Raw genomic sequence first — 24,120 nt, 5'->3', positions numbered from 1 at the left:
TGAACCGGTGGGATCGCGCAGCACGACATCGCCGGATCAACTTGATGCCGCGTTCGAGCGCGCCTCGCTGTTGGTCGCCGACGATCCCGCCGCCGCGCTGGAGATAGCGCGCGGCCTCCTCGACCAGGCGCCGTCGAGCCCCGACGTGCGCCGGCTCACCGGCCGCATCCACCGCGCGCTGGGCAATCATAGCGCAGCCGAGCATGCGGAACTGGCGGCAATCAGCCTTTCGGCAGGCGATCCGGAATTGCTCCGGGCGGCTCAGGCTCTGGTGGAGAACGAGCTTCATATCGCCGAACCGCTGCTGCGGGCTCGCCTGAAGGCATCGCCGTTCGATGTCGCCGCGATCCGGATGATGGCCGAACTGGGCGCAAGGGTCGGCCGCTATCGCGATGCCGAAACTCTGCTGCGCCGCGCCCTCGAACTGGCCCCGGCCTTCACCGCCGCCCGCGCGAATCTCGCCACGATCCTGCATCGCCAGAACCGGACCCAGGAAGCGCTCGCCGAACTCGACCGGCTCGGCAGCACCGAACCCGCCAATCCCGCCCACGCGACGCTACGGGCGGCCGTGCTCGGCCGGATCGGCGACTATGAGGAAGCGATCGCGCTCTACCGCGAGGTGCTCGCGGTTCGGCCCGATCAGCCCAAATTGTGGATGAGCTATGGCCATGCGCTGAAGACCGTCGGCCGGCTGGACGATGCGATCGCCGCCTACCGCCGCGGGCTCGACGCCGACCCGACGCTGGGCGAGATCTGGTGGAGCCTCGCAAACCTGAAGACGGTGCGCTTCGACGACGCCGATGTCGCCCGCATGCAACGGGCGCTGGAAGACCCGGGGCTGTCCGACGAGGACCGGCTGCATCTCGACTTCGCGCTGGGCAAGGCATCCGACGACGCCGGGCAAGTGGACGCAGCGTTCACTCATTATGCCCGCGGCAACGCGCTGCGCCGCAGCCAGATCGGCTATGATCCCGACGAGATCAGCCGGCAGGTCGACGCGATGATCGCGCTGTTCCAGCCCGACTTCCTGGCCGCACGGGCCGGCCAAGGCTGTCCGGCGGCCGATCCGATCTTCATCCTCGGCATGCCCCGCGCGGGATCGACGCTGATCGAGCAGATCCTGTCCTGTCATTCGCTGGTCGAAGGCACGATGGAACTCCCCGACATCCCGCGACTGGCGGCGAAGGCAGCCACCCTAGCCGGCGGCTATCCGGGCGATCTTGGCAAACTCGACGCCGCGCAGCTCGCGATGCTCGGCGAGGACTATCTCGACGCGACCCGCATCCAGCGGCGCGAAGGCAAGCCGCAATTCATCGACAAGCTGCCAAACAACTGGCTGCATTGCGGCTTCATTCACCTGATCCTGTCCAATGCCAGGATCATCGACGCCCGCCGCCATCCTCTCGATTGCGGATTCTCGAACTTCCGGCAGCATTTCGCGCGCGGCCAGGGATTCAGCTACGGGCTGGATGATATCGGACGCTATTATGCCGATTATGTGCGACTGATGGCCCATATCGACGATGTGCTGCCGGGCCGCGTTCACCGTGTCATCCACGAACAGCTGCTCGACGACCCCGAGCGCGAAGTGCGCGTGCTGCTCGACGCGCTGGGCTTGCCTTTCGAGCAGGCGTGCCTCGACTTTCACGAGAGCCGGCGCGCCGTCCGCACGGCCAGCAGCGAGCAGGTACGCCGCCCGATCAATCGCGATGGTGTCGACCAGTGGCGCCCTTATGCCGACAAGCTCGGCCCTCTGATCGATGCGCTGGGCCCCGTGCTGACGGCCTATCCCGAGGTCCCGCCGCTGTGTTCATTGGGCAACACAGCGCAGAATTAACAAGCCTGTTCACGGCGCTAAATCATTCGACCTTGCAGCGCATGGGGTTTCGTGGGGAATTGCCCGCAGACGAGAAGGGATGATATCATGAAACCTGCGCACCTTCACCCAGTCGGTCGTACGGTCGCGGCTCTCCTGCTGACCTCGACCTTCCTTGCGACATCCGGCACGGCGCTGGCGCAGGCGGCGCCGGCAGATGTCGACACCGGCGAAATCATCGTCACCGCGACCAAGCGCAACGAAAGCATCCAGCGGGTGCCAATCAGCCTGCAGGCGCTCAGTACTGAGACGCTAGCGCAGCATCAGGTCAGCAACCTTGACGACTATGTGAAGCTGCTGCCCAGCGTCAGCTTCCAGACCTATGGACCTTCGCAGTCCGACATCTCGATCCGCGGTGTCTCCACCGGCGGCATCAACCTGCCTGGCGGATCACTGCCGACGGTCGGCATCTATGTCGACGAGGTTCCGGTTTCGACGATTGGCGCCATGCTCGACGTCCATGCCTATGACCTTGCGCGCGTCGAAGCGCTAGCCGGCCCGCAGGGCACTCTCTACGGCGCCACTTCACTCGCCGGAACCATCAGGATCATCACCAACAAACCTGATCCGAGCAGGTTTTCCGGAGGATATGACCTCAATCTCAACAAGTTCGGCAAGGGCAACACGGGCGGCAGCGCCGAAGGCTTTATCAACGCTCCGCTCGGCGAGAACGTGGCCGTGCGCGCGGTCGGCTGGTACGTCCACGACGGAGGCTATATCGACAACACCTTCGCGAGCCGCACCTACACTCTGTCCGACCCGGATCCGACCACGAACCTGACGGTCAACAACCAGGCTTTCGTGAAGAAGGATTTCAATGAGGTCGACACCTATGGCGGCCGTGTACTGCTGGGCATCGATCTCGACGACAATTGGACGGTGACGCCGGGTATCCAGGGCCAGCATCAAAAGGCCAAGGGAACCTTCGGCTTCGATCCGGTTCGCGCAGGCGACCTTAAGGTCCACGAATTCGCGCCCGACCTGAACATCGACAAATGGTATCTCGCCACGCTGACCATCCAAGGCAAGGTCGGCAATTTCGACCTGACTTATGCTGGCGGATATCTCAAGCGATCGATCAACAACGATCAGGATTACAGCTATTACACGGTCGCCTACGACAACTATGCCAATAATCCCTATTACACCAACTTCCCCGACGGCAACGGCGGCTTCCTCGATCCTACCCAGCGCTATCACAACGAGCAGCGGCTGACGAAGCAGAGCCACGAGTTCCGGATCAGCTCGGATCGCGATAAGCCGCTCAGCTTCATCGCCGGCCTATTCTATCAGCGTCAATCGAACAACAATCTCGCCGACTATTTCGTGCCGGGCCTTGCCGCGACCGGAGCGGGGTTCCTCACCATGGGTGACGACATCTTCACCACCGACACGCATATCGTTGCGCGCGACCAGGCGGCCTTTGGCGAGGTCTATTACAAAATCACGCCCGACCTGACACTGGCTGGCGGTATCCGCGGCTTCAAGGCGCGGAACACCCTCAGGGGCTTCTCTGGCTTTCAGTCAAACGCCATCGATGCGGGCTGCACCATACCGATCAGCGTCGGGAGCTGCGTCAACGTCGACAAGACCTACAAGGAAAGCGGCGAGACGCATATGGTTCGCCTGAACTGGCAGGTCGATGCCGATCGAATGGTCTACGCAACCTATTCGACCGGCTTCCGGCCCGGCGGCAACAATCGCCGGCCCGGCGTGGATCCGTATAAGGCGGATACGATCGACAATTTCGAGATCGGGTGGAAGACGAGCTGGCTGGATCGCAGGCTCCGCTTCAATGGCTCGATCTATTATATGAAATGGAACAAGCTCCAATATACGCTGGCGCCGATCGGTTCGGTTGGCGTAGTCAACATCTACAATTCGGGCGATGCCGATATCAAAGGCGCCGAACTCACGCTTCAATATACGGTCGGCGGCTTCACCCTCTCGGGCTCAGGCACCTATACCGACGCCAAGCTGACAACCGACTTCTGCGCGATCAACGCGCAGCAGAATGTGGACTGCACCGCCGGCCCCGTAGCCGCTCCCAAGGGCACCCGGCTGACGGTCCAGCCCAAGTTCAAAGGCACTGCCACCGCTCGCTACGACTTCGACCTGGGAGGGCATGACAGCTTCGTGCAGGGGACGGTCCTACAGCAGGGCAGCGCACGGCAATTCCTTACGGTCGCCGACGACGCGGTAGTGGGCCGCACCAAGGCCTTCACCACCTTCGACTTCTCAACGGGTATCAAGCTCGGCGAACTGTCCTTCGAAGCCTATATCCAAAATGCCTTCGACAAGCGGGGCATCGCCAGCAAGAATACCTTCTGCGCACCGACCTATTGTGGAATCTACGCCCGATCCTATCCAATCAAGCCGCAGCTGTTCGGGATGAAGGTCTCGCAGCGTTTCTGATGCTGGGATGACCCATCCAGGCGGCGGCAGGTCTCCCGCCCGCCCGCTCGGGCTGGTCATGGCGACGGCGCTGGTGGTCGGCAACATGATCGGCTCGGGCGTCTATATGCTCCCGGCAAGCCTCGCCCCCTATGGCTGGAACGTGATCCCCGCCTGGGGGATCACCATCGCCGGCAGCCTGTGTATAGCGGCCCTGTTCGCCGGGCTGTGCCGGGCACACCCGCAGGCGGGCGGTCCCTATGTCTATGTCCGCGCGGCCTTCGGGATGGATGCGGCCTTCTTCATCGCCTGGGCCTACTGGATTTCGCTGTTCGTCGGGAACGGTGCGATCGCCGTTGCCGCCGTCAGCTACCTGTCCGCCTTCATTCCCGCGCTGGCGACCAACGCGCTGATGTCGACAAGCGTCACGATCCTGCTGGTCTGGGCGCTCACCGCAATCAACCTGAGCGGCACCCGCAACGCGGGCTGGGTGCAGCTCGTCACCACGCTGCTCAAGATCCTGCCGCTGGTCGCCGTCGTCGTCATCGCCGCGCTGGCGGTGCCCTCGCGAGAGCTCACCCTGCCCGATCCCCATCAACCGGATATCGGCCTTGGCGCGATCACCACCGCGGGGACGCTGACGCTGTGGGCGTTCCTGGGCCTGGAATCCGCAACGGTGCCGGCCGGCAAGGTCATCGATCCCACCCGCACCATCCCACGCGCGACTCTCGGCGGCACGGCCGTGACCGGCCTGATCTATCTCTTCGCCTGCACCGCGGTGATCCTGCTGCTGGCCCCGGACGTGGCGGCGCATTCGGCTGCGCCCTTTGCCGAGGTGATCGGCCGCTATTGGGGCAGCGGCGCGGCGCACATCGTCGCCGCCTTCGCAATGATCAGCGCCCTCGGTGCGCTCAACGGCTGGATATTGCTCCAGGGCGAAATGCCTGCCGCGATGGCGGCCGGCGGCGTCTTTCCGAAGATGCTGGCGAAAGTTGCGACGAATGGCGTGCCGGTCCGCGCGCATATCCTGTCGAGTTGCCTCGTCACCGCAGTGTTGGCGCTCAACGCCAGCAAGACCACGGTCACCCTGTTCACCTTCGTCGCGCTGCTCGCGACGACGGCCTCGCTGGTCATGTACCTGTTCGTCGCCGCGGCCGCGCTCAAGCTGGGCGGGGTGAAACGCCGGGTCGCAATCGCGGGCGGGATCTATTCGGTCTGGGCGCTCTATGGCGCGGGTATCGAGGCGAACCTCTGGGGCGCGGTGCTGGTCCTCGCCGGCGTGCCGATGTGGTGGATGATGCGGCGTCCTGCCACCGCCGCAGCCCGCATATGAAAACCAGAGCATGTTGGGATTAGATTGATCCGCTCATCCTGAGTAAGGGCTGAGCTTGGCGAAGACCGCATCGAAGGACGTCCTTCGACACGCCCCTTCGCCAAGCTCAGTGGCTGCTCAGGATGAGCGGGTGATTTAATCTAAACACCGCATGCGCTAGCTGAAGAACCGCGCCAGCCCGCGATCCGCCAATATCGCCTGCGCGGCGTTATGCCCCGGCGCGCCGGTCACGCCACCGCCGGGATGCGAGCCCGCGCCGCACATGTAGAGCCCCTTGATCGGGCCGCGATAATCGCCATGGCCGAGGATCGGCCGCGCCGCCCACAGCTGGTCGAGCGCCATATGCCCGTGCATGATGTCGCCGCCGATCAGGCCGAAGATTCGCTCCAGGTCGAGCGGCGACAGGATCTGCCGGCCGACCACCGATTGCGCGAAGCCCGGCGCATGCGCCTCGACGGTGGCGATGACCTGATCCGCCGCCGCCTCGCGCTCGTCGTCCCAGCTTCTCCCGTCGGGCAACTCGGGCGCGAACTGCTGGCAGAACAGGCTCGCGACATGGCCGCCGTCGGGCGCGAGGCTGTCGTCGACGGTCGAGGGGATCAGCATCTCGACGATCGGCTGCTTGGACCACCCAAAGGCGCGCGCATCGGTGAAGGCCCTGTCCATATAGTCGAGCGTCGGCGCGATGATGATGCCGCTGCGGTGATGCTCGCCCTCGCCCGGCAGCGCCGTGAAGTTCGGCAGCGCCGACAGCGCGACATTCATGCGGAAGGTGCCCGATCCGGCACGGAAGCCCTTCATCCGCCGCCGGAAGTCGCCGTCGAGATCGGCCTGGTCGACCAGTTGGCGATAGAGCAGTCCCGGTCCGACATTGGAGGCGACGACCGGCGCCATATGCTCGGCGCCGCCTTGCGTCCGCACGCCGACGGCCCGCCCGCCATCGACCAGCAGCCGTTCGACCGCGGTCTCGGTTTCGATAACCACGCCATGCTCCTCGCACGCCGCCTTCATCGCCTGGGTGATCGAGCCCATCCCGCCGATCGCGTGGCCCCAGGCGCCCTTCTTGCCGTTCACCTCCCCGAACACATGGTGGAGCAGCACATAGGCCGAGCCGGGCGTGTCGGGGCTGGCATAGTTGCCGACCACCGCGTCGAAACCGAACGCCGCCTTCACCGCCTCGCTCTCGAACCAGCCATCGAGGAAGGTGCGTGCGCTCTTCACGAACAGGTCGAGCATGTCGCGCTGCGCGGGCAGCCCGGCGCCGGCGATCTTGCGCCCCTGCCCGGCCGCCTTGAGCAGCTCCAGCAGGCCGCCGCCCGGATTGGGAGGAATCTTGAGCGCGAGGTCACGCAGCACGTCGGCCACGCCTTCGAGCGCATCATAATAGGCCGGCAGCGCCTCGGCGTCGGCTTGCGAGAAGCGCCGGAACTCGGCCTGGGTGCGATCCAGCCCGCCGCCGAGCTTGAGATAGCCGCCATCCTCCAGCGGCAGGAAATTGGAGATCGGCCGCTCGACGATCCGCAGGCCGCGCTTGTAGAGCCCCATATCGGCAATGACGCGCGGCTGCAGCAGGCTCACCGTGTAGCTCGCTACCGAATTGCGGAAACCGGGATGGAACTCCTCGGTCACCGCCGCCCCGCCGACGACCTTGCGCCGCTCGAGCACCCGCACCTTCAGCCCCTTGCGCGCAAGGTAGAAGGCGCAGACCAGCCCGTTATGCCCGCCGCCGATGATCACGGCGTCCTGTCGGGTCGTCACGAAAGCCGGCCCTCGACGCTGTTGGCGCTCCAGCCCATCGCGGGACGCTTCGGCTGGCGCGCCTCCGGGATCAGCACGCGCAGCTTGCGCGCGAAACTCTTGAGGCAGACCTCGCTATTGCCGAGCGGTCCCTGGGTATAGCTTTCGGTCTGCATGCCCTCCTGCACCCGCGCCACCAGCTTCGTATCTTCGGCATTGACGAGCCGGTTGATCCGCCAGTTGAGATAGCGCGCGGCCTTCATCTCGCGCCGCTGGTCGGGCAGCACATAGGCGATCTCGCGGATCATCGTCTCGGTCGGCGACACCGGAAGGAACTGCATGAAGTCGATCAGGTCCGGATAGATATCGAAGGCGCTGTTCGGCCATAGCTTGAAATAGAGCCACATTCGCTGGCGCTCGGCCGAGAGATGCTCGACCGGCGGCAGGAATTTGCGGTAGAGCGCTTCTGAGGAACTGCCCGGCACGCCTTCCAGCAGCGGGCCGCTCATCCTGTCGACCCACTCGCTGGCCTCGATGCCATAGCCTGGGCCGAACAGCCGCTTCAGTCCCGGATGCGCGACCGGGATATGCAGCCCATCCGAATAATTGTCGGCGATATTCTTCCAGTTGACGCTGCGCGGGCGCATCACCACCCGGCCCAGCGCGCGCATGTCCTCGAAGCGGTAAGGCGCGATCTCGGCCTCATAGGGCGCCATCATCTCCGCGACCGAGGGGCCATCTCCTTCGATCCGCACGAAGATGAAGCCGCGCCACAGCTCGACGGCAAAGCGATGCAGGCCATGATCGGCCATGTCGAATGCCGGGTAGTCGCGCTTGCCGGGCACACCGCTGAGGCTGCCGTCCAATTCGTAGGTCCAGGCGTGATAGGGGCAGACCAGCTTCCTGGCACAGCCCTCCGCGCCGTCGAGCAGCCGTGCCGCGCGGTGGCGGCAGACGTTGGACATCGCCCGCACCTCGCCGTCATCGCCGCGGATAACAAGGATGGATTCCTGCCCGATCGCCAACGCCTGCCAGTCGCCGGCATGGGGGACATCGCTCAGATGGCAGACCAGCTGCCAGCTCCGGCGAAAAATACGCTTCTGTTCGAGCGCAAAGGCCTCGGGATCATGATATAGCCAGCCCGGCAGGCCCAACGCCTCGTCGGTATCGGCCGCCACTCCGACATCCTTCACCACGCGCAACGTCATCGGCACTCTCAAAAGCTGCTGGTGCGGATGGCCCGCCATACATCCCTGTCAGCAACCTGCCCCCATCCGCCTCAAAGGGCAAATGAAAGCGCCTACCGCAGTGCAACATGGCAGTTGCGCCGCCGGTTCGCTGCGATACACTCGGCTCGGTTCAAGGCCCGGGGGAATCGCGACGATGAGCAGCACCAGCACCGCAGCCCTGCCGAAACCCGCCCAGCGGACGTCGGATCCGTCGACCTTGGCCGAAGAAATCATCGAACGGCTGACCTACCGGATCGGCAAGAGTGCCGCTGCGGCCAAGAGCCACGACTGGCTGGCGGCCACCATCCTGGTGATCCGGGATCGCATCATCGATCGCTGGATCGAAAGCACCCAGGACACCTATGAAGCAGGCGGCAAGCGGGTCTATTATCTCAGCCTCGAGTTCCTGATCGGGCGGCTGATGCGCGACGCCGTGTCCAACCTCGGCCTGATGGACGAGATGCGCGAGGCACTGGCGCTGCTCGGCGTCGACATCGACATCATCCGCGAGCTCGAGCCCGACGCCGCGCTGGGCAATGGCGGCCTCGGCCGCCTCGCCGCCTGCTTCATGGAGTCGATGGCCTCGGTCGACATCCCCGCTTATGGCTATGGCATACGCTATGTGAACGGGATGTTCCGCCAGGAGATATCCGAAGGCTGGCAGGTCGAACTCCCCGAGACCTGGCTCGCCCACGGCAACAACTGGGAGTTCGAACGCCGCGAGGCGAGCTATGAGATCGGCTTCGGCGGCGTAGTCGATCTCGCCGCGGCGGACGGCAGCGGCGATCATGCCCGCCTTTGGAAACCGCACGATCGCTTCATCGCCACCGCCTATGACACGCCGGTGGTCGGCTGGCGCGGCACCCGGGTCAACACGCTGCGGCTATGGACCGCGCAGCCGATCGATCCGATCCTGCTCGATGCGTTCAACGCGGGCGACCATATCGGCGCGCTCAAGGAGAGCAACAAGGCGGAAGCGCTGACCCGCGTGCTTTATCCAGCCGATTCCAACGCTGCCGGCCAGGAACTGCGCCTGCGCCAGGAATATTTCTTCTCCTCGGCCTCGCTGCAGGACATCGTCCGTCGCCATGTCCAGTATTTCGGCGACATCCGCACCCTGCCCGAAAAGGCGGCGATCCAGCTCAATGATACCCATCCGGCGGTATCGGTCGCCGAGCTGATGCGGATTCTGATCGATCTCCACGCTATGGACTTCGACGAAGCCTGGGACATCACCCGCGCGACCTTCGGCTACACCAACCATACTTTGCTGCCCGAAGCGCTGGAAAGCTGGCCTGTGCCGCTGTTCGAGCAGCTGCTGCCGCGGCACATGCAGCTGGTCTACGCGATCAACGCCAAGCTGCTGATCGCGGCGCGGCGCGAGCACGGCTTCGACGATGCCGGGATCAGCGCGATCTCGCTGATCGACGAGGGCGGCGACCGGCGGGTGCGCATGGGCAATCTCGCCTTTGCCGGCTCGCATAGCGTCAACGGCGTGTCGGCGCTGCATACCGAGTTGATGAAGGAGACGGTGTTCGCCGATTTCCACCGGCTCTATCCCGATCGCATCAACAACAAGACCAACGGCATCACGCCGCGCCGCTGGCTGATGCAGTGCAACCCGGAGCTGACTGCGCTGATCCGCGAGGCGATCGGCGACAGGTTCCTCGACGACACCGAGGCGCTGCACGCGCTTTCGAAATTCGCCGAGGACAGCGCGTTCCAGGAAAAATTCGCGGCGGTGAAACTTGCCAAGAAGGCGGTGTTGTCGAACCTGCTGCGTGATCGCATGGGCCTGAAGGTCGATCCGACCGCGCTGTTCGATACCCAGATCAAGCGTATCCACGAATATAAGCGCCAGCTGCTAAACATCATCGAGGCGGTGGCGCTGTACGATCAGATCCGTTCGCATCCCGAGCGCGACTGGGTGCCGCGCGTCAAGCTGTTCGGCGGCAAGGCGGCGCCGAGCTATCACAATGCCAAGCTGATCATAAAGCTGGCCAACGACGTGGCGCGGGTCGTCAATCACGATCCTGCGGTGCAGGGACTGCTGAAGATCGCCTTCGTGCCGAACTACAATGTCTCGATGGCCGAGATCATGATGCCGGCCTGCGACCTGTCGGAGCAGATCTCGACGGCGGGAATGGAGGCATCGGGCACGGGCAACATGAAATTCGGGCTCAACGGCGCACTCACCATCGGTACGCTCGACGGCGCCAATGTCGAGATGCGCGACCATGTCGGTGCCGAGAATATCATCATCTTCGGCCTGACCGCGGCCGAGGTGGGCCAGGCCCGCGCGGACGGCCACGATCCTCGTCAGATCATCGAGCAGTCACGCGAGCTCAACCAGGCGTTGCAGGCCATCTCTGGTGGGGTGTTCTCGCCCGACGACCGCGACCGCTACAAGGCGCTGATCGCCGGGCTGTACGAGCATGACTGGTTCATGGTCGCCGCAGACTTTGACAGCTACCACGCCGCGCAACGCGGCGTGGACCGGCTCTGGACCGATCGCCGGGACTGGAATGCCAAGGCGATCCGCAATGTAGCGGGGATGGGCTGGTTCTCGTCTGATCGCACGATCCGTCAATATGCCTCTGAAATTTGGGGTGTTCTCTGAAAACTTCGGCCGACCGATTGACCTCATTCCTGTTTTCGTCACCCCAGCGTAGGGTGAGGTCCATGACTGCCTTCCGTCGAGAAGTGCTCGCGTGGCGAGAGACATGGATCCCAGCCTTCGCTGGGATGACGGAAGTAGCTTTGCGGCTATGACCCAGCTTCCCAGCGCCGAAATATCGGCTCTCACCAAGGGCCAGCATGGAGACCCCTTCGCCGTGCTCGGGGTCCATGCACAGGACAAGGGCCTCATTGCCCGTGCCTTCATTCCCGGCGCCGAGACGGCGGAGGCGCTGACACTCGCCGGCAAGGCTGCGGGCAGGCTCGCAATGATCGACAAGGCGGGACTGTTCGAAGGCAGGCTCTCGATCCGCAAGCCGCAGCCGCTGCGCTATCGCGCCGCCAGCGCCGCGGGCGAATGGGTCGTGGCCGATCCCTATAGCTTCGGCCCAGTGCTCGGCCCGATGGACGATTATTACATCGCCGAGGGCTCGCACCTGCGGCTGTTCGACAAGATGGGCGCGCACAAGGTCCGCCATGAGGGCGCCGATGGCATCCACTTCGCGGTCTGGGCGCCCAATGCGAGGCGCGTTTCGGTGGTCGGCCTGTTCAATGCGTGGGATGGCCGCCGTCACCTGATGCGGCTGCGGCGCGATACCGGCATCTGGGAAATCTTCGTCCCCGATATCGGCGAGGACGAGCCCTACAAGTTCGAGATTATCGGCCCGGACGGGAAAGCATTGCCCCTCAAGGCCGATCCCTTCGCCTTCCGTTCCGAACTGCGCCCGGCGACCGCATCGATCACCACTGCCGGGCTGGCGCATCGCTGGCAGGACGACGCGCATCGCGATTTCTGGGCCAAGGCCGATATCCGCCGCCAGCCCATGTCGATCTACGAGGTCCACGCTGGCTCCTGGCAGCGCGACGGCAAGGGCGAGTTCCTGTCCTGGGACGAGATGGCGGACCGGCTGATCCCCTATGTCGTCGAGATGGGCTTCACCCATATCGAGTTCCTGCCGATCACCGAATTCCCCTATGATCCGAGCTGGGGCTACCAGACCACCGGCCTCTATGCGCCCACGGCGCGGTTCGGTTCGCCCGAGGGATTCGCCCGCTTCGTCGAAGGAGCGCATCATGCCGGCATAGGCGTGATCCTCGATTGGGTGCCGGCGCATTTCCCGACCGATGCGCATGGGCTGGCCCAGTTCGACGGCAGCGCGCTCTACGAACATGCCGATCCGCGCAAGGGCTTCCACCCCGACTGGAACACCGCGATCTATAATTTCGGGCGGCGCGAAGTGTTGGCGTATCTCGTCAACAACGCATTGTTCTGGGCCGAGAAATATCATCTCGACGGGCTGCGCGTCGATGCCGTCGCGTCGATGCTGTACCTCGATTATTCGCGCAAGGCGGGCGAGTGGCTGCCGAACAGCGAGGGTGGGCGCGAAAATCTCGAAGCGGTCGAGTTCCTTCGCCGCATGAACAAGGAGCTCTACGGCCATCATCCGGGCGTCATGACGATCGCCGAGGAATCGACCAGCTGGCCCAAGGTCTCGCACCCGGTCCACGAAGGCGGCCTGGGCTTCGGCTTCAAGTGGAACATGGGCTTCATGCACGACACGCTGCGCTACATGGCGCGCGAGCCGGTGTACCGCCAGCATCACCATGACGACATCACCTTCGGCCTGCTCTACGCCTTCGACGAGAATTTCGTGCTGCCGCTCAGCCATGACGAGGTTGTTCATGGCAAGGGTTCGCTGCTCAACAAGATGGCGGGCGACGACTGGCAGAAGTTCGCGAACCTGCGTGCCTATTACGCGCTGATGTGGGGTTATCCGGGAAAGAAGCTGTTGTTCATGGGCCAGGAGTTCGCGCAACGCGCGGAATGGAGCGAGGAACGCGCGCTCGACTGGCACCTGCTGGATGCGCCGGCGCATGCGGGCGTGAGCCGCCTCGTCCGCGATCTCAACCGGGTCTATCGCGACCGCCCCGCCCTCCACGCCCGCGACTGCGAGCCCGAAGGTTTCCACTGGGCAGTGGTCGACGATGCCGCAAATTCGGTGTTCGCCTGGGAACGCCATGCCCCCGGAGAGGCCCCCATCGCCGTGATCTCGAACATGACGCCGGTACCACGCCATGGCTATGGACTCCGCCTCTCGCGCGGCGGAGAGTGGCGCGAGATCATCAACAGCGATGCCGCGATCTATGGTGGGGGCAACATGGGCAATGGCGGTCGTATCACCGCGAGCGACGACGGATATGCCAGCATAACATTGCCGCCGCTCTCGACCTTGATGATCGAGGCGGTGTGATGGTGGAGGGCGATATCATGAAGGACCGGCGCAACCAGCCTTTGGCGCGCGATGCCATGGCCTATGTTCTGGCCGGCGGCCGCGGCAGCAGGCTCTATGAGCTGACCGACCGGAGGGCCAAGCCTGCGGTCTATTTCGGGTGCAAGACGCGGATCATCGACTTCGCCCTGTCCAACGCTCTGAACTCGGGCATCCGCCGCATCGGCGTGGCAACCCAATACAAGGCCCATTCGCTGATCCGGCACCTACAGCGCGGCTGGAACTTCCTGCGCCCGGAACGCAATGAAAGCTTCGACATATTGCCGGCGAGCCAGCGCGTATCCGAGACCCAGTGGTATGAAGGCACGGCCGACGCGGTCTTCCAGAATCTCGATATCATCGAGTCCTACGGGCCGGAATATATGATCATCCTAGCCGGCGATCATATCTACAAGATGGATTATGAACTGATGCTCCGTCAGCATGTCGATGCCGGCGCGGACGTCACTATCGGCTGCCTGGAAGTGCCGCGCCTCGAAGCGACCGGCTTCGGCGTGATGCATATCGACAGCAAGGCGCGGATCAAGGCCTTCGTCGAGAAACCCGCCGATCCCCCCGCGATGCCCGGCAAGCCCGACACGGCGCTCGCATCGATGGGCATCTATGTTTTCAACACGAAGTTTCTCGCCGAGGAGCTGCGCCGCGACGCGGCCGATCCGACATCGAGCCATGACTTCGGCGGCGATATCATTCCCCATATCGTCAAGCACGGCATGGCGGTGGCGCACCTGTTCTCGCAGAGTTGCATCCGCGCCGACAGCGAGCCCGAAGCCTATTGGCGCGATGTCGGTACGCTCGACGCCTATTGGGAGGCCAATGTCGACCTGACCGATGTGGTGCCGCAACTCGATCTCTACGAGCGCGACTGGCCGATCTGGAGCTATGCCGAGGTGAGCCCGCCCGCCAAGTTCGTCCATAATGACGAAGGCCGCCGCGGCGCCGCGACGTCTTCGCTCATTGCGGGCGGCTGCATCGTCTCCGGCGCCTCGCTGCACCGAAGCCTGCTGTTCACCAACGTACGGGTAAACAGCTTCTCGTCGATCACCGAGGCGGTGATCATGCCGGGATGCCAGATCGGCCGCGACGCACGGCTTGACAAGGTGGTGATCGACCAGGGCGTTCAGATCCCCAAGGGCCTGGTCGTCGGCGAAGATCCTGTCATGGATGCACAACGCTTCCGCCGCAGCGAAAAGGGCGTGTGCCTGATTACCCAGGCCATGATCGACCGACTGGTGGCATAGAGGGATCATGCCGCTGCGCCTGTTATCGGTTGCCTCCGAGCTCCATCCGCTGATCAAGACCGGGGGCCTCGCCGATGTGGCGGGGGCATTACCGGTCGCGCTCGCCCGGCATGGCGTCGAGGTTCGCTCGCTGCTGCCCGCCTATCCCCAGGTGTTGAAGGCGCTGCCCGCCGCAAAGCCCATCCATGCCTACAAGGCGCTGTTCGGCGGCCCGGCCCGCATTCTCGCGGCGAAGCTGAAAGGGCTCGATCTGCTGCTGCTCGACTCCCCCCGGCTGTTCGGCGCGCGCGAGGGCGGGCCCTATGGCGACGGCAGCGGGCATGACTGGCCGGACAACTGGCAACGCTTTGCGGCGCTGTCGGCCGCTGCGGCCGACATCGGCGCCGGCGCGATCAAGGGCTGGGCGGCCGATGTCGTGCACGCCCATGACTGGCAGGCGGCGATGTCCGCCGCCTATGTGCGCCATGGCCGCGCACCGCGGACGCCGGTGGTGGTCACGGTGCATAATCTCGCCTTTCAGGGGCGGTTCGAGGCGCGCATCTTCCCCGAACTCGGCCTACCCGCCTCGGCCTTCGCGGTGGACGGCGTCGAATATTATGGCGGCGTCGGGTATCTGAAGGCCGGCCTGCAATATGCCGATGCGATCACCACGGTAAGCCCGACCTATGCGGAAGAGATCCGCACCCCCGAGTTCGGCATGGGCCTCGACGGGCTGTTGCGCAGCCGCGGCGACGCCGTCAGCGGGATCGTCAACGGCATCGACAGCAGCGAGTGGAATCCCGAGACCGACCAGCATCTCGCAGCGCCCTTCTCGGTCCGCAAGCTCGGCGCCCGCGCCGCCAATCGACGCGCGCTGGAGAAGCGCTTCGGGCTGAAGCGCGGCAACGGCCCGATCTTCGCGATCATCAGCCGGCTGACCTGGCAGAAGGGCATCGACATGATGGTCGATGCCGTCGATCATATGGTTGCCCATGGCGGGCGGCTGGCGGTGCTCGGGTCGGGCGACAGTACATTCGAGCGTGCGCTGCTGGCCGCGGCAGACCGCCATCGCGGGCTGGTGGGCGTGGTCACCGGCTATGACGAGGCGCTGGCCCACCTGATCCAGGCGGGCGCCGATGCGATCCTGATCCCGTCGCGCTTCGAACCCTGCGGCCTGACCCAGCTTTACGGCCTGCGCTACGGCACCGTGCCGGTCGCGGCGCGCACCGGCGGGCTGGCCGACACCATCATAGACGCCAATGAAGCGGCACTGACCAGCGGGTGCGCGACCGGCATTCTCCACCCGCCGGACTCCAGCGAAGCCCTGAAAGCGGCGATCGGCCGCGCAATCGCGCTGTACGGCATGCCTGGGATATGGGCGGGCATGCGCAAACAGGGCATGCGTGCAGATTATGGCTGGGATCGCAGCAGCGCCCGCTATGCCGCGCTCTACCGATCATTGCTCGACAGGAACCAGGCTGCATGACGATCCGCGAGGTTGCCACCACCGCCTTCACCGACCAGAAACCCGGGACGTCCGGGCTTCGCAAGAAGGTGCCGGTGTTCCAGCAGCCCGGCTATGCGGAGAACTTCATCCAGTCGATCTTCGACTCGCTCGAAGGCTTCGAGGGACAGGCGCTGGTGATCGGCGGCGACGGCCGCTTCTACAATCGCGAGGTGATCCAGACCGCGATCCGCATGGCAGCGGCGAATGGCTTCGGAACGATCATTGTCGGACGCGGCGGCATCCTGTCCACACCAGCGGCGAGCCATGTGATCCGCTCCCATGGCGCGTTTGGCGGCATCGTGCTGTCGGCAAGTCACAATCCCGGCGGCCCCACCGAGGATTTCGGGATCAAATACAACATTTCGAACGGTGGCCCCGCGCCAGAGAAAATCACCGAGGCGATCTATGCGAAGAGCAGGACGATCGCCCGCTACCTGACGCTCGATGCGCCCGACGTCGACCTCGACCTCGACGGCGACACCCGGGTCGGTGGCGCGACCGTGCGGATTATTGATCCGGTCGCGGATTATGCCGATTTGATGGAAGGCCTGTTCGACTTCCCCGCGATCCGCGCGCTGATCGGCTCCGGCTTCCGCATCGCCTTCGATGCGATGAGCGCCGTCACCGGCCCCTACGCCACCGAGATATTGGAGCGCCGCCTTGGTGCGCCGGCGGGAACCGTCCGCCACGGTACGCCGCTACCCGATTTCGGCGGGCATCACCCCGATCCCAACCTCGTCCACGCGAAGGCGCTCTACGACGACATGATGCGCCCCGGCGCGCCCGATTTCGGCGCCGCCTCCGACGGCGACGGCGACCGCAACCTGATCATCGGCAAGGGCATCTTCGTCACGCCCTCGGATTCGCTGGCGATGTTGGCCGCCAACGCCCATCTGGCGCCGGGCTATGCCAGAGGCCTCTCCGGTATTGCCCGCTCGATGCCGACCAGCGGCGCGGCCGACCGGGTCGCCGAACGGCTCGCCATCCCGCTGTACGAAACGCCGACAGGCTGGAAATTCTTCGGCAGCCTGCTCGATGCCGGCAAGGCAACGATCTGCGGCGAGGAGAGCGCCGGTACAGGTTCCGATCATGTCCGCGAGAAGGACGGGCTGTGGGCGGTGCTGCTGTGGCTCAACATCCTCGCCGTTCGCGGCGAGAGCGTCCGCGCGATCGCCGAGGACCACTGGGCTCGCTACGGCCGCAACTATTATGCGCGTCATGATTATGAAGGCGTCGACAGCGCCGCGGCCGACGCGATGATCGAGGGATTGCGGGCGCGCCTCGCAAGCCTGCCGGGCGAGCGCGTCGGGGCGCTCACCGTCGCCGCCGCCGATGACTTCGCTTATCTCGATCCGGTCGACGGCTCCGAAAGCCGCAATCAGGGAATTCGCATCCTGTTCGACGGCGGTTCGCGGATCGTGTTCCGCCTGTCGGGCACGGGTACCTCTGGCGCGACGATCCGCGTCTATATCGAGCGATACGAGCCGACAGATGGCGACCTGCACCGCGAGACCGGCGACGCGATTGCCGATCTTGTCGCCGCGGTCGAGGCAATTGCGGGAATCACCCGGCACACGGCACGGACCGCGCCCGATGTGATCACCTAGATGGCGCTTCAACCCCCTGACCGCTTTGGCGCCACGATCACGGCCAGCGGCGTCCACTTCGCGCTCTGGTCCGAAACCGCCGCCGCGGCCTGGGTCTCGATCTTCGACGACAGCGGCAACGCCGAAGTCGACCGCTTTCCGCTCGATCGCGGCCCTGCCGATATTTTCCAGGCGACAGTTCCCGGTCTCGGTGCGGGCGCCCGCTACGGCTTTCGCGCCGATGGCCCCTATGATCCGGCGCACGGCCTGTGGTTCGATCCGTCGAAGCTGCTCGCCGATCCCTACGCCATCGCTATCGACCGGCCCTATGCCTACGACCCGCACCTCGCTGCGCCTCGCGATGCAGCCATCGATACGGCTCCGTTGATGCCGAAGGCGATCGTCACCGCGCTGCCCCCGCCGGTCGCGCACCGCCCCCCCTGCTTCACGGCCGGCGGGCTGATCTACGAGGTCAATGTCCGCGGCTTCACCAAGCTGCATCCGGACATCGCGGAACGGCAGCGCGGCACGATCGCGGCGCTGTCGCACCCCGCAATCATCAGTCATCTCAAGGCGATCGGCGTCGGCGCGATCGAGCTTATGCCGATCACCGCCTGGATCGACGAACGCCATCTCGGCCCGCTCGGCCTGACCAACAGCTGGGGCTATAATCCGGTCGGCTTCATGGCCCTCGATCCCCGCCTTGCGCCAGGCGGCATCGCCGAACTGCGCGACACGGTGGAGGCGCTGCACGCCGCGGGCATCGCCGTGCTGCTCGACGTCGTGTTCAACCATAGCGGCGAAAGCGACGCGTTGGGGCCGACCCTGTCGCTGCGCGGGATCGACAACCATGCCTATTTCAGCGCGGTGCGCGACGAGCCGGGGACGCTGGCGAACGACAGCGGCTGCGGCAATACGCTCAACTGCGATCATCCCGCGACCCGACGGCTCGTTTTCGACGCGATGCGGCACTTCGTCGCCAATGCGGGGATCGACGGCTTCCGCTTCGATCTCGCACCGATCCTAGGGCGGGGCCGCGACGGCTATGAGCCCGATGCCGCCTTCTTCCGCGAACTGCGCCGCGACGCCGTCCTGTCGGACCGCATCCTCATTGCCGAGCCCTGGGATGTCGGCCCCGGCGGCTACCAGCTCGGCAACTTCGGTGCCCCATTCCTCGAATGGAATGATCGCTACCGCGACGATGTCCGCCGCTTCTGGCGCGGAGATCCGCACAGCGTCGGCGATCTCGCCACCCGACTGGCCGGGTCATCCGACATCTTCGGTCACCATGGCAGCACGCACAGCCGCACCGTCAACTTCATCGCCGCGCATGATGGCTTCACCCTCGCCGACGTCACCGCCTATGGCACCAAGCACAACGAGGCCAATGGCGAAGCCAATCGCGATGGCCACAACGACAATTTCAGCTGGAACAACGGCGTGGAGGGGCCAACCGACGATCCGGTAGTGCTCGCCGCCCGCCGCAGCGACGCCAAGGCGCTCCTGGCGACGCTGTTCGCCTCGCGCGGTACGATCATGCTCACGGCCGGGGATGAGTTCGGCCGCAGCCAGCGGGGCAACAACAACGCCTATGCCCAGGATAATGCGGTCAGCTGGGTCGACTGGCACAATCGCGACATGGAGCTGGAACGCTTTGCCGCGCGCTTGGCGCAGATCCGGGCCGCACACCCCGCCTTGTCCGATCCGGTGCTGCTCGGCGCCGCCGATGTCGACTGGCTGACCTTCGATGGCGAGTTGTTCGAAAGCGAGGACTGGCACGATCCCAAGACCGCGAGCATCGTCATGCTCATCCACTTGCCGGAGCAGGAAAAGCGGATCGCCGTTGCCTTCAACCGCACGGCCGAAGCGCGTGCGCTCCTGCTCGCAGTCAAGGCGGACCATCACTGGCGGAGGCTCGACGAGGACGGGCGATCTCTGATCGTGCCGCCCCGGTCTGTCGCCTATCTGATCGAGGAAGAGGGACAGGCATGAGCGATGGCGGCGACCGGGACTGGTGGCGCGGCGCGGTGATCTATCAGGTCTATCCGCGCTCCTTCCAGGACAGCGATGGCGATGGCGTCGGCGATCTCGCCGGTATTACCGCGCGGCTCGATCATATCGCGTCGCTCGGCGTCGACGCGATCTGGGTGTCGCCCTTCTTCAAGTCGCCGATGGCCGACATGGGCTATGACGTCTCGGACTATCGCGATGTCGATCCGATGTTCGGCACGCTTGCCGATTTCGACGCCATGCTGGCGCGCGCGCACGAACTCGGCCTGAAGATCATCATCGACCAGGTGCTCAGCCACACCTCTGACCAGCACGCCTGGTTCAAGGAAAGCCGCTCCAGCCGCGATAATCCCAAGKCCGACTGGTATGTATGGGCCGACCCCAAACCCGACGGCACCGCGCCCAACAACTGGCTGTCGATCTTCGGCGGCCCTGCCTGGGAGTGGGACGGAACGCGGATGCAATATTATATGCACAGCTTCCTGGCATCGCAGCCCGATGTGAATTTCCACTCGCCCGAGATCCGCGACGAGCTGATCGAGGCGATGCGCTTCTGGCTCGATCGCGGTGTCGACGGCTTTCGGCTCGATGCCTGCAACCATTATTTCCACGATGCGAAGCTGCGCGACAACCCGCCGGTGAAGCGAAGCGGCGCCCATGATGTCCCCGACAGCAATCCCTATGGTTTCCAGGAGCACAGATACGACAAGACCCAGCCCGAGAATCTGCCCTTCCTGCGGCGCATCCGGGCGCTGCTCGACGAATATCCCGGCACGCTGGCGGTGGGCGAAGTCGGCGATGGCGATCGATCGCCGTCGACCGTCGGCCTCTACACCTCGGGCGGCGACGCGCTGCATTTCTGCTACACCTTCGACCTGTTCGGCCCCGAATTCTCCGGCGACCATTTCCGGCAGACCATCGCGAAGTTCGAAGCCGCGGCCAAGGACGGATGGGTGTGCTGGGCGCTGTCGAACCATGATGTGGTCCGCCATGTCAGCCGTTTCGCACAGCCGGGCGACGATCTCGACCGCATCGCCCGGCTGTCGCTTGCGATCCTGATCGCCCTGCGCGGCACGATCTGTCTCTATCAGGGCGAGGAGCTGGCTCTGCCGGAGGCGGAGATCGCTTATGAGGATCTGCGCGATCCCTATGGCATCCGCTTCTGGCCATCCTTCAAGGGCCGCGACGGTTGCCGCACGCCGATGCCCTGGTCCTCCGCCGATGAGCAGGCAGGCTTTTCGTCGGCCAAGCCGTGGCTGCCAATCCCCGCCGCGCATCGCCCTCGCGCGGTGGACGTGCAGGAGCGCGACCGCAGGGCGGTGCTCGGCTTCTACCGCCAGGCGCTCGCCTATCGCCGGAGCAGCATCGCCCTCCAGCGCGGCGACATTGTTTTCCTCGAAGCGCCGGACGAGATCCTGGCCTTCACCAGAAGCTTCGACGGCCACACCACATTATGTCTATACAATATGTCGCGCGAACCGCAGGACTGGCTGCTGCCCTCCGCTTTCTCTGCCGCCATCGCCGAACCGCTCTCCGCGCCAGGCATCACCGTCAACCCGAAGAAGGCGCGGCTGCCGGCCCTATCATGGGCGTATCTGCGGTCGTCCTGAGTTCGCCACGGCGGCCGAAACAAATCTCTTGATATAACATATCATCACCTCTACCGACCGGCGCGACAGGCCAGGGATGATATAGCATGACACGGTCGCCAGTTCAGATCCTCTCCTTCGCCCTCATCGGCATCGCCGCCGCCACCGCTGCCCGCGCCGAAGAAGATGCGGATTTCCACAAGCCCGATCCAGCCAACATCATCGTAACCGCCGCTGTGAAGCGCGATCGGATGGACGTGCTCGCCGGCACCTCGGTATTGACCGGCGCGCAGCTGACCAACGCATTGCGGCCCACCATCGGCGAGACGCTGGAGCGGACACCCGGCGTCTCGGCCACCTCCTTCGGCCCCAACGCGTCGCGGCCGATCCTGCGTGGCCTGCAGGGCGAGCGGGTCCGGGTGCTGACCGACGGCATCGGCTCGGTCGACGTTTCGAACACCAGCGTCGATCATGCCGTCGTCATCAACCCGCTCCTCGCCGAGCGCATCGAGGTGCTGCGGGGCCCGGAAGCACTGCTCTACGGCTCGGCCGCGATCGGCGGCGTGGTGAATGTCATCGACAAGCGGATCCCGCGCGCGATTCCCGACGAGACGATCCATGTCGATGCCATTGCCAGCTATGGCAGCGCCGCCAACGAACGATCGGGCGGCGTCGCGATCGATACGCCGATCGGCCATGGCTTCGTCGCCCATCTCGATGGCAGCTATCTGAAGACCGGCGACATGCGCATCGGCGGGCATGCCCTGGCCGCACGGGCGCGTGCCGAGGCGCTGGCCAGCGCGCAGCTGCCGGCCGATCCGGATGCCGCGGAGCCGATCGACTTCGCCGCCAACGCCGCCGTCAGGGGCAAGCTTCCGAACAGCAGCGCCAAGACCTGGGTGGCGGGTGGCGGCCTGGCCTATGTCGACGGCGACAGTCATTATGGCTTGTCCTACAGCCATTATGACAGCGTCTATGGCGTGCCGATCCGCTATGCGACCTTGCCCGGCCAAGGCCAGGAAGCGCCGCGAATCGACCTCGTCCAGAACCGCCTCGACGCGCGCGCCGAGGTCGCCACGGGCGGATCGGTGATCGAGACGATCCGCGCCCGGGTGGCTTACGCTCAATATCGCCACTTCGAACTCGAGGAGGACGGTTCGGTCGGCACCGCCTTCTACAATCATGGCTTCGAGGGTCGCATCGAACTGATCCAGGCCGGCCGTGGCGTCTGGCACGGCGCTTCGGGAGCGCAATTCTTCACCCGCGATTTCAACGTCGTCGGCGACGAAGCCTTTCTGCCGCGCAACCAGACCCAGCAGATCGGCCTCTTCACGCTGCAGCAGCTCGATTATGGCAAGCTCAAGATCGAGGCTGGCGCGCGCTATGAGAAAAGCTGGCTGTCGGCCAACCCGTTCGAGGATCAATCGCAATTCTTCAGCGGCCGCCGCAGCTTCGAGACGGTGTCCGGCTCGATCGGCGCGTCCTATGGCCTCGCTCCCAACTGGCGCGTCGGCGGCAATCTGCTGCGCACGGCGCGGGCGCCATCGGCCGAAGAGATGTTCGCCAACGGCCCGCATGCCGGCACCGAGGCGTTCGAGATCGGCGACCCCGAGTTCAGGACGGAGCGCAGCTGGGGCGTCGAGGCGGTGCTTCATGGCAAGGGCCCAGCCTTCACCTTAGACGCCTCGCTCTATTACAACTGGTTCGACAATTTCATCTATGACAGCCGCGACGGCACGGTGCGGGACGGGCTGCCCGTGTTCCGCAACTTCCAGGCCAAGGCGCGCTATTATGGCGCCGAGGTCGAAGGCACGCTGAAGCTGGCGGCCATCGGCGATGTCGCGATCAAGGCGGACGCGCTGGGCGATTATGTGCACGCCCAGATCCAAGGCAGCGGCCCGGCGCCGCGCATTCCGCCACTCCGCCTGCTCGGCGGGCTCAGCGCCGACAGCGAACGCGTCGATGGCCGCGTCGAGGTGGAATGGACCGACAGGGCGCGCCGGCTGGCGCCGGCCGAGACGCCGACCGACGGCTTCACCATGGTCAACGCATCGCTGACCTTCCGGCCGCTGGCGGACAATCGGGGCACCAGCGTGATAGTGTCGGCCAACAATATCTTCGACGTGAACGCGCGCCGTCATGCGAGCTATCTCAAGGACTTCGCGCCGCTGTCGGGACGGGATTTCCGGATCACCACACGAATCTCCCTTTAGCGGCCCGGGTCCAGCTTTCGCTGGAAAGGCGGACCATCCTGGTCTAACAGCCGCCCCATGACAGGGGCCCGCGACATGCTGCACCGCCATGCCGTGATCGCGATGGCGATCATGGTGCTGGCGCTTGCCGTCCGCGCACTTATCCCTACGGGCTATATGACCAGCGTCTCGCCTGCCGGCCTGACCGTGGAGCTCTGCAGCGGCGTGTCGGGCAAGACCGTCACCATCGCCCTGCCTGGCCAGCCTGGCCATCAGGACCATGGCAAGGATCAGGCGGACAAGCCTTGCGCCTTCGCTTCGCTGAACCAGGCGGCGACATCGGCCACCGATCCGATCCTGCTGGGCTCAGCCATAGCGTTCGTCATTGCCTTGGGCCTAAGGCTCGAACAATCGCCGCCGCAAGCGCGCAGCGCACATCTTCGGCCACCGCTGAGGGGGCCTCCAGTCGTAGCGTAACTC

General features: G+C 65.0%; 14 protein-coding genes. 12 read left to right on the top strand and 2 right to left on the bottom strand.

What is annotated here, in order from left to right; translation table 11 throughout:
• Positions 1-7: 7 nt before the first annotated feature.
• The 3 genes from AC1DPF_RS00325 to AC1DPF_RS00315 all read left to right on the top strand — a co-directional run bounded on the left by AC1DPF_RS00325 (position 8) and on the right by AC1DPF_RS00315 (position 5,603).
• Positions 8-1,837, top strand: coding sequence for a tetratricopeptide repeat-containing sulfotransferase family protein (locus AC1DPF_RS00325; protein ID WP_477959138.1), 1,830 nt, complete (start codon positions 8-10; stop codon positions 1,835-1,837).
• Positions 1,838-1,924: 87 nt separating this feature from the next.
• Positions 1,925-4,291, top strand: coding sequence for a TonB-dependent receptor (locus AC1DPF_RS00320; RefSeq protein ID WP_477959135.1), 2,367 nt, complete (start codon positions 1,925-1,927; stop codon positions 4,289-4,291).
• 7 nt (positions 4,292-4,298) lie between these two features.
• A complete protein-coding gene (locus AC1DPF_RS00315) occupies positions 4,299-5,603 on the top strand; it encodes an amino acid permease (protein ID WP_477959133.1) in 1,305 nt (434 codons plus the stop codon).
• A gap of 156 nt (positions 5,604-5,759) precedes the next feature.
• Here the strand turns inward: AC1DPF_RS00315 and AC1DPF_RS00310 are convergent, their stop codons facing one another.
• Positions 5,760-7,361, bottom strand: a complete 1,602-nt coding sequence (locus tag AC1DPF_RS00310) for a phytoene desaturase family protein (protein ID WP_477959131.1) — start codon at positions 7,359-7,361, stop codon at positions 5,760-5,762.
• Positions 7,358-8,587, bottom strand: a complete 1,230-nt coding sequence (locus AC1DPF_RS00305) for an aromatic ring-hydroxylating oxygenase subunit alpha (RefSeq protein WP_477959129.1) — start codon at positions 8,585-8,587, stop codon at positions 7,358-7,360. Before AC1DPF_RS00305 ends, AC1DPF_RS00310 begins: the two co-directional genes overlap by 4 nt.
• 136 nt (positions 8,588-8,723) lie before the next feature.
• On the opposite strand from AC1DPF_RS00305, the gene AC1DPF_RS00300 reads away from it, so the two are divergent.
• The 9 genes from AC1DPF_RS00300 to AC1DPF_RS00260 all read left to right on the top strand — a co-directional run bounded on the left by AC1DPF_RS00300 (position 8,724) and on the right by AC1DPF_RS00260 (position 24,117).
• Positions 8,724-11,189 (top strand): glycogen/starch/alpha-glucan phosphorylase, encoded by a 2,466-nt coding sequence (locus tag AC1DPF_RS00300; protein WP_477959127.1) that lies wholly within the window; start codon positions 8,724-8,726, stop codon positions 11,187-11,189.
• Between the two features lie 148 nt (positions 11,190-11,337).
• On the top strand, positions 11,338-13,497 hold the full coding sequence (gene glgB, locus AC1DPF_RS00295) for a 1,4-alpha-glucan branching protein GlgB (protein WP_477959125.1): 2,160 nt from the start codon (positions 11,338-11,340) through the stop codon (positions 13,495-13,497).
• Complete coding sequence (gene glgC / locus AC1DPF_RS00290; protein WP_477866562.1) at positions 13,497-14,777, top strand: glucose-1-phosphate adenylyltransferase; 1,281 nt, start codon at positions 13,497-13,499, stop codon at positions 14,775-14,777. Before glgB ends, glgC begins: the two co-directional genes overlap by 1 nt.
• A 7-nt stretch (positions 14,778-14,784) precedes the next feature.
• On the top strand, positions 14,785-16,242 hold the full coding sequence (glgA, locus tag AC1DPF_RS00285; RefSeq protein ID WP_477866564.1) for a glycogen synthase GlgA: 1,458 nt from the start codon (positions 14,785-14,787) through the stop codon (positions 16,240-16,242).
• Positions 16,239-17,870 carry an alpha-D-glucose phosphate-specific phosphoglucomutase gene (locus AC1DPF_RS00280; RefSeq protein ID WP_477959123.1) on the top strand — a complete coding sequence of 544 codons (1,632 nt, stop codon included), beginning with the start codon at positions 16,239-16,241 and terminating at the stop codon, positions 17,868-17,870. Before glgA ends, AC1DPF_RS00280 begins: the two co-directional genes overlap by 4 nt.
• Positions 17,871-19,841, top strand: coding sequence for a glycogen debranching protein GlgX (gene glgX / locus AC1DPF_RS00275; protein WP_477959121.1), 1,971 nt, complete (start codon positions 17,871-17,873; stop codon positions 19,839-19,841).
• On the top strand, positions 19,838-21,469 hold the full coding sequence (gene bglA, locus AC1DPF_RS00270) for a beta-galactosidase BglA (protein ID WP_477959119.1): 1,632 nt from the start codon (positions 19,838-19,840) through the stop codon (positions 21,467-21,469). The genes glgX and bglA overlap by 4 nt, the downstream gene beginning before the upstream one ends.
• An 86-nt stretch (positions 21,470-21,555) precedes the next feature.
• Positions 21,556-23,661 carry a TonB-dependent receptor gene (locus AC1DPF_RS00265; protein ID WP_477959117.1) on the top strand — a complete coding sequence of 702 codons (2,106 nt, stop codon included), beginning with the start codon at positions 21,556-21,558 and terminating at the stop codon, positions 23,659-23,661.
• A 57-nt stretch (positions 23,662-23,718) separates the two neighbouring features.
• Positions 23,719-24,117: a DUF2946 family protein gene (locus tag AC1DPF_RS00260; protein ID WP_477866574.1), complete on the top strand. Its 399-nt coding sequence runs from the start codon at positions 23,719-23,721 to the stop codon at positions 24,115-24,117.
• The last annotated feature ends 3 nt before the right edge of the window (positions 24,118-24,120 follow it).

The sequence above is a fragment of the Rhizorhabdus sp. P4_G6 genome (assembly GCF_056401045.1).
This window is presented reverse-complemented; position numbering and strand designations above follow the sequence as displayed.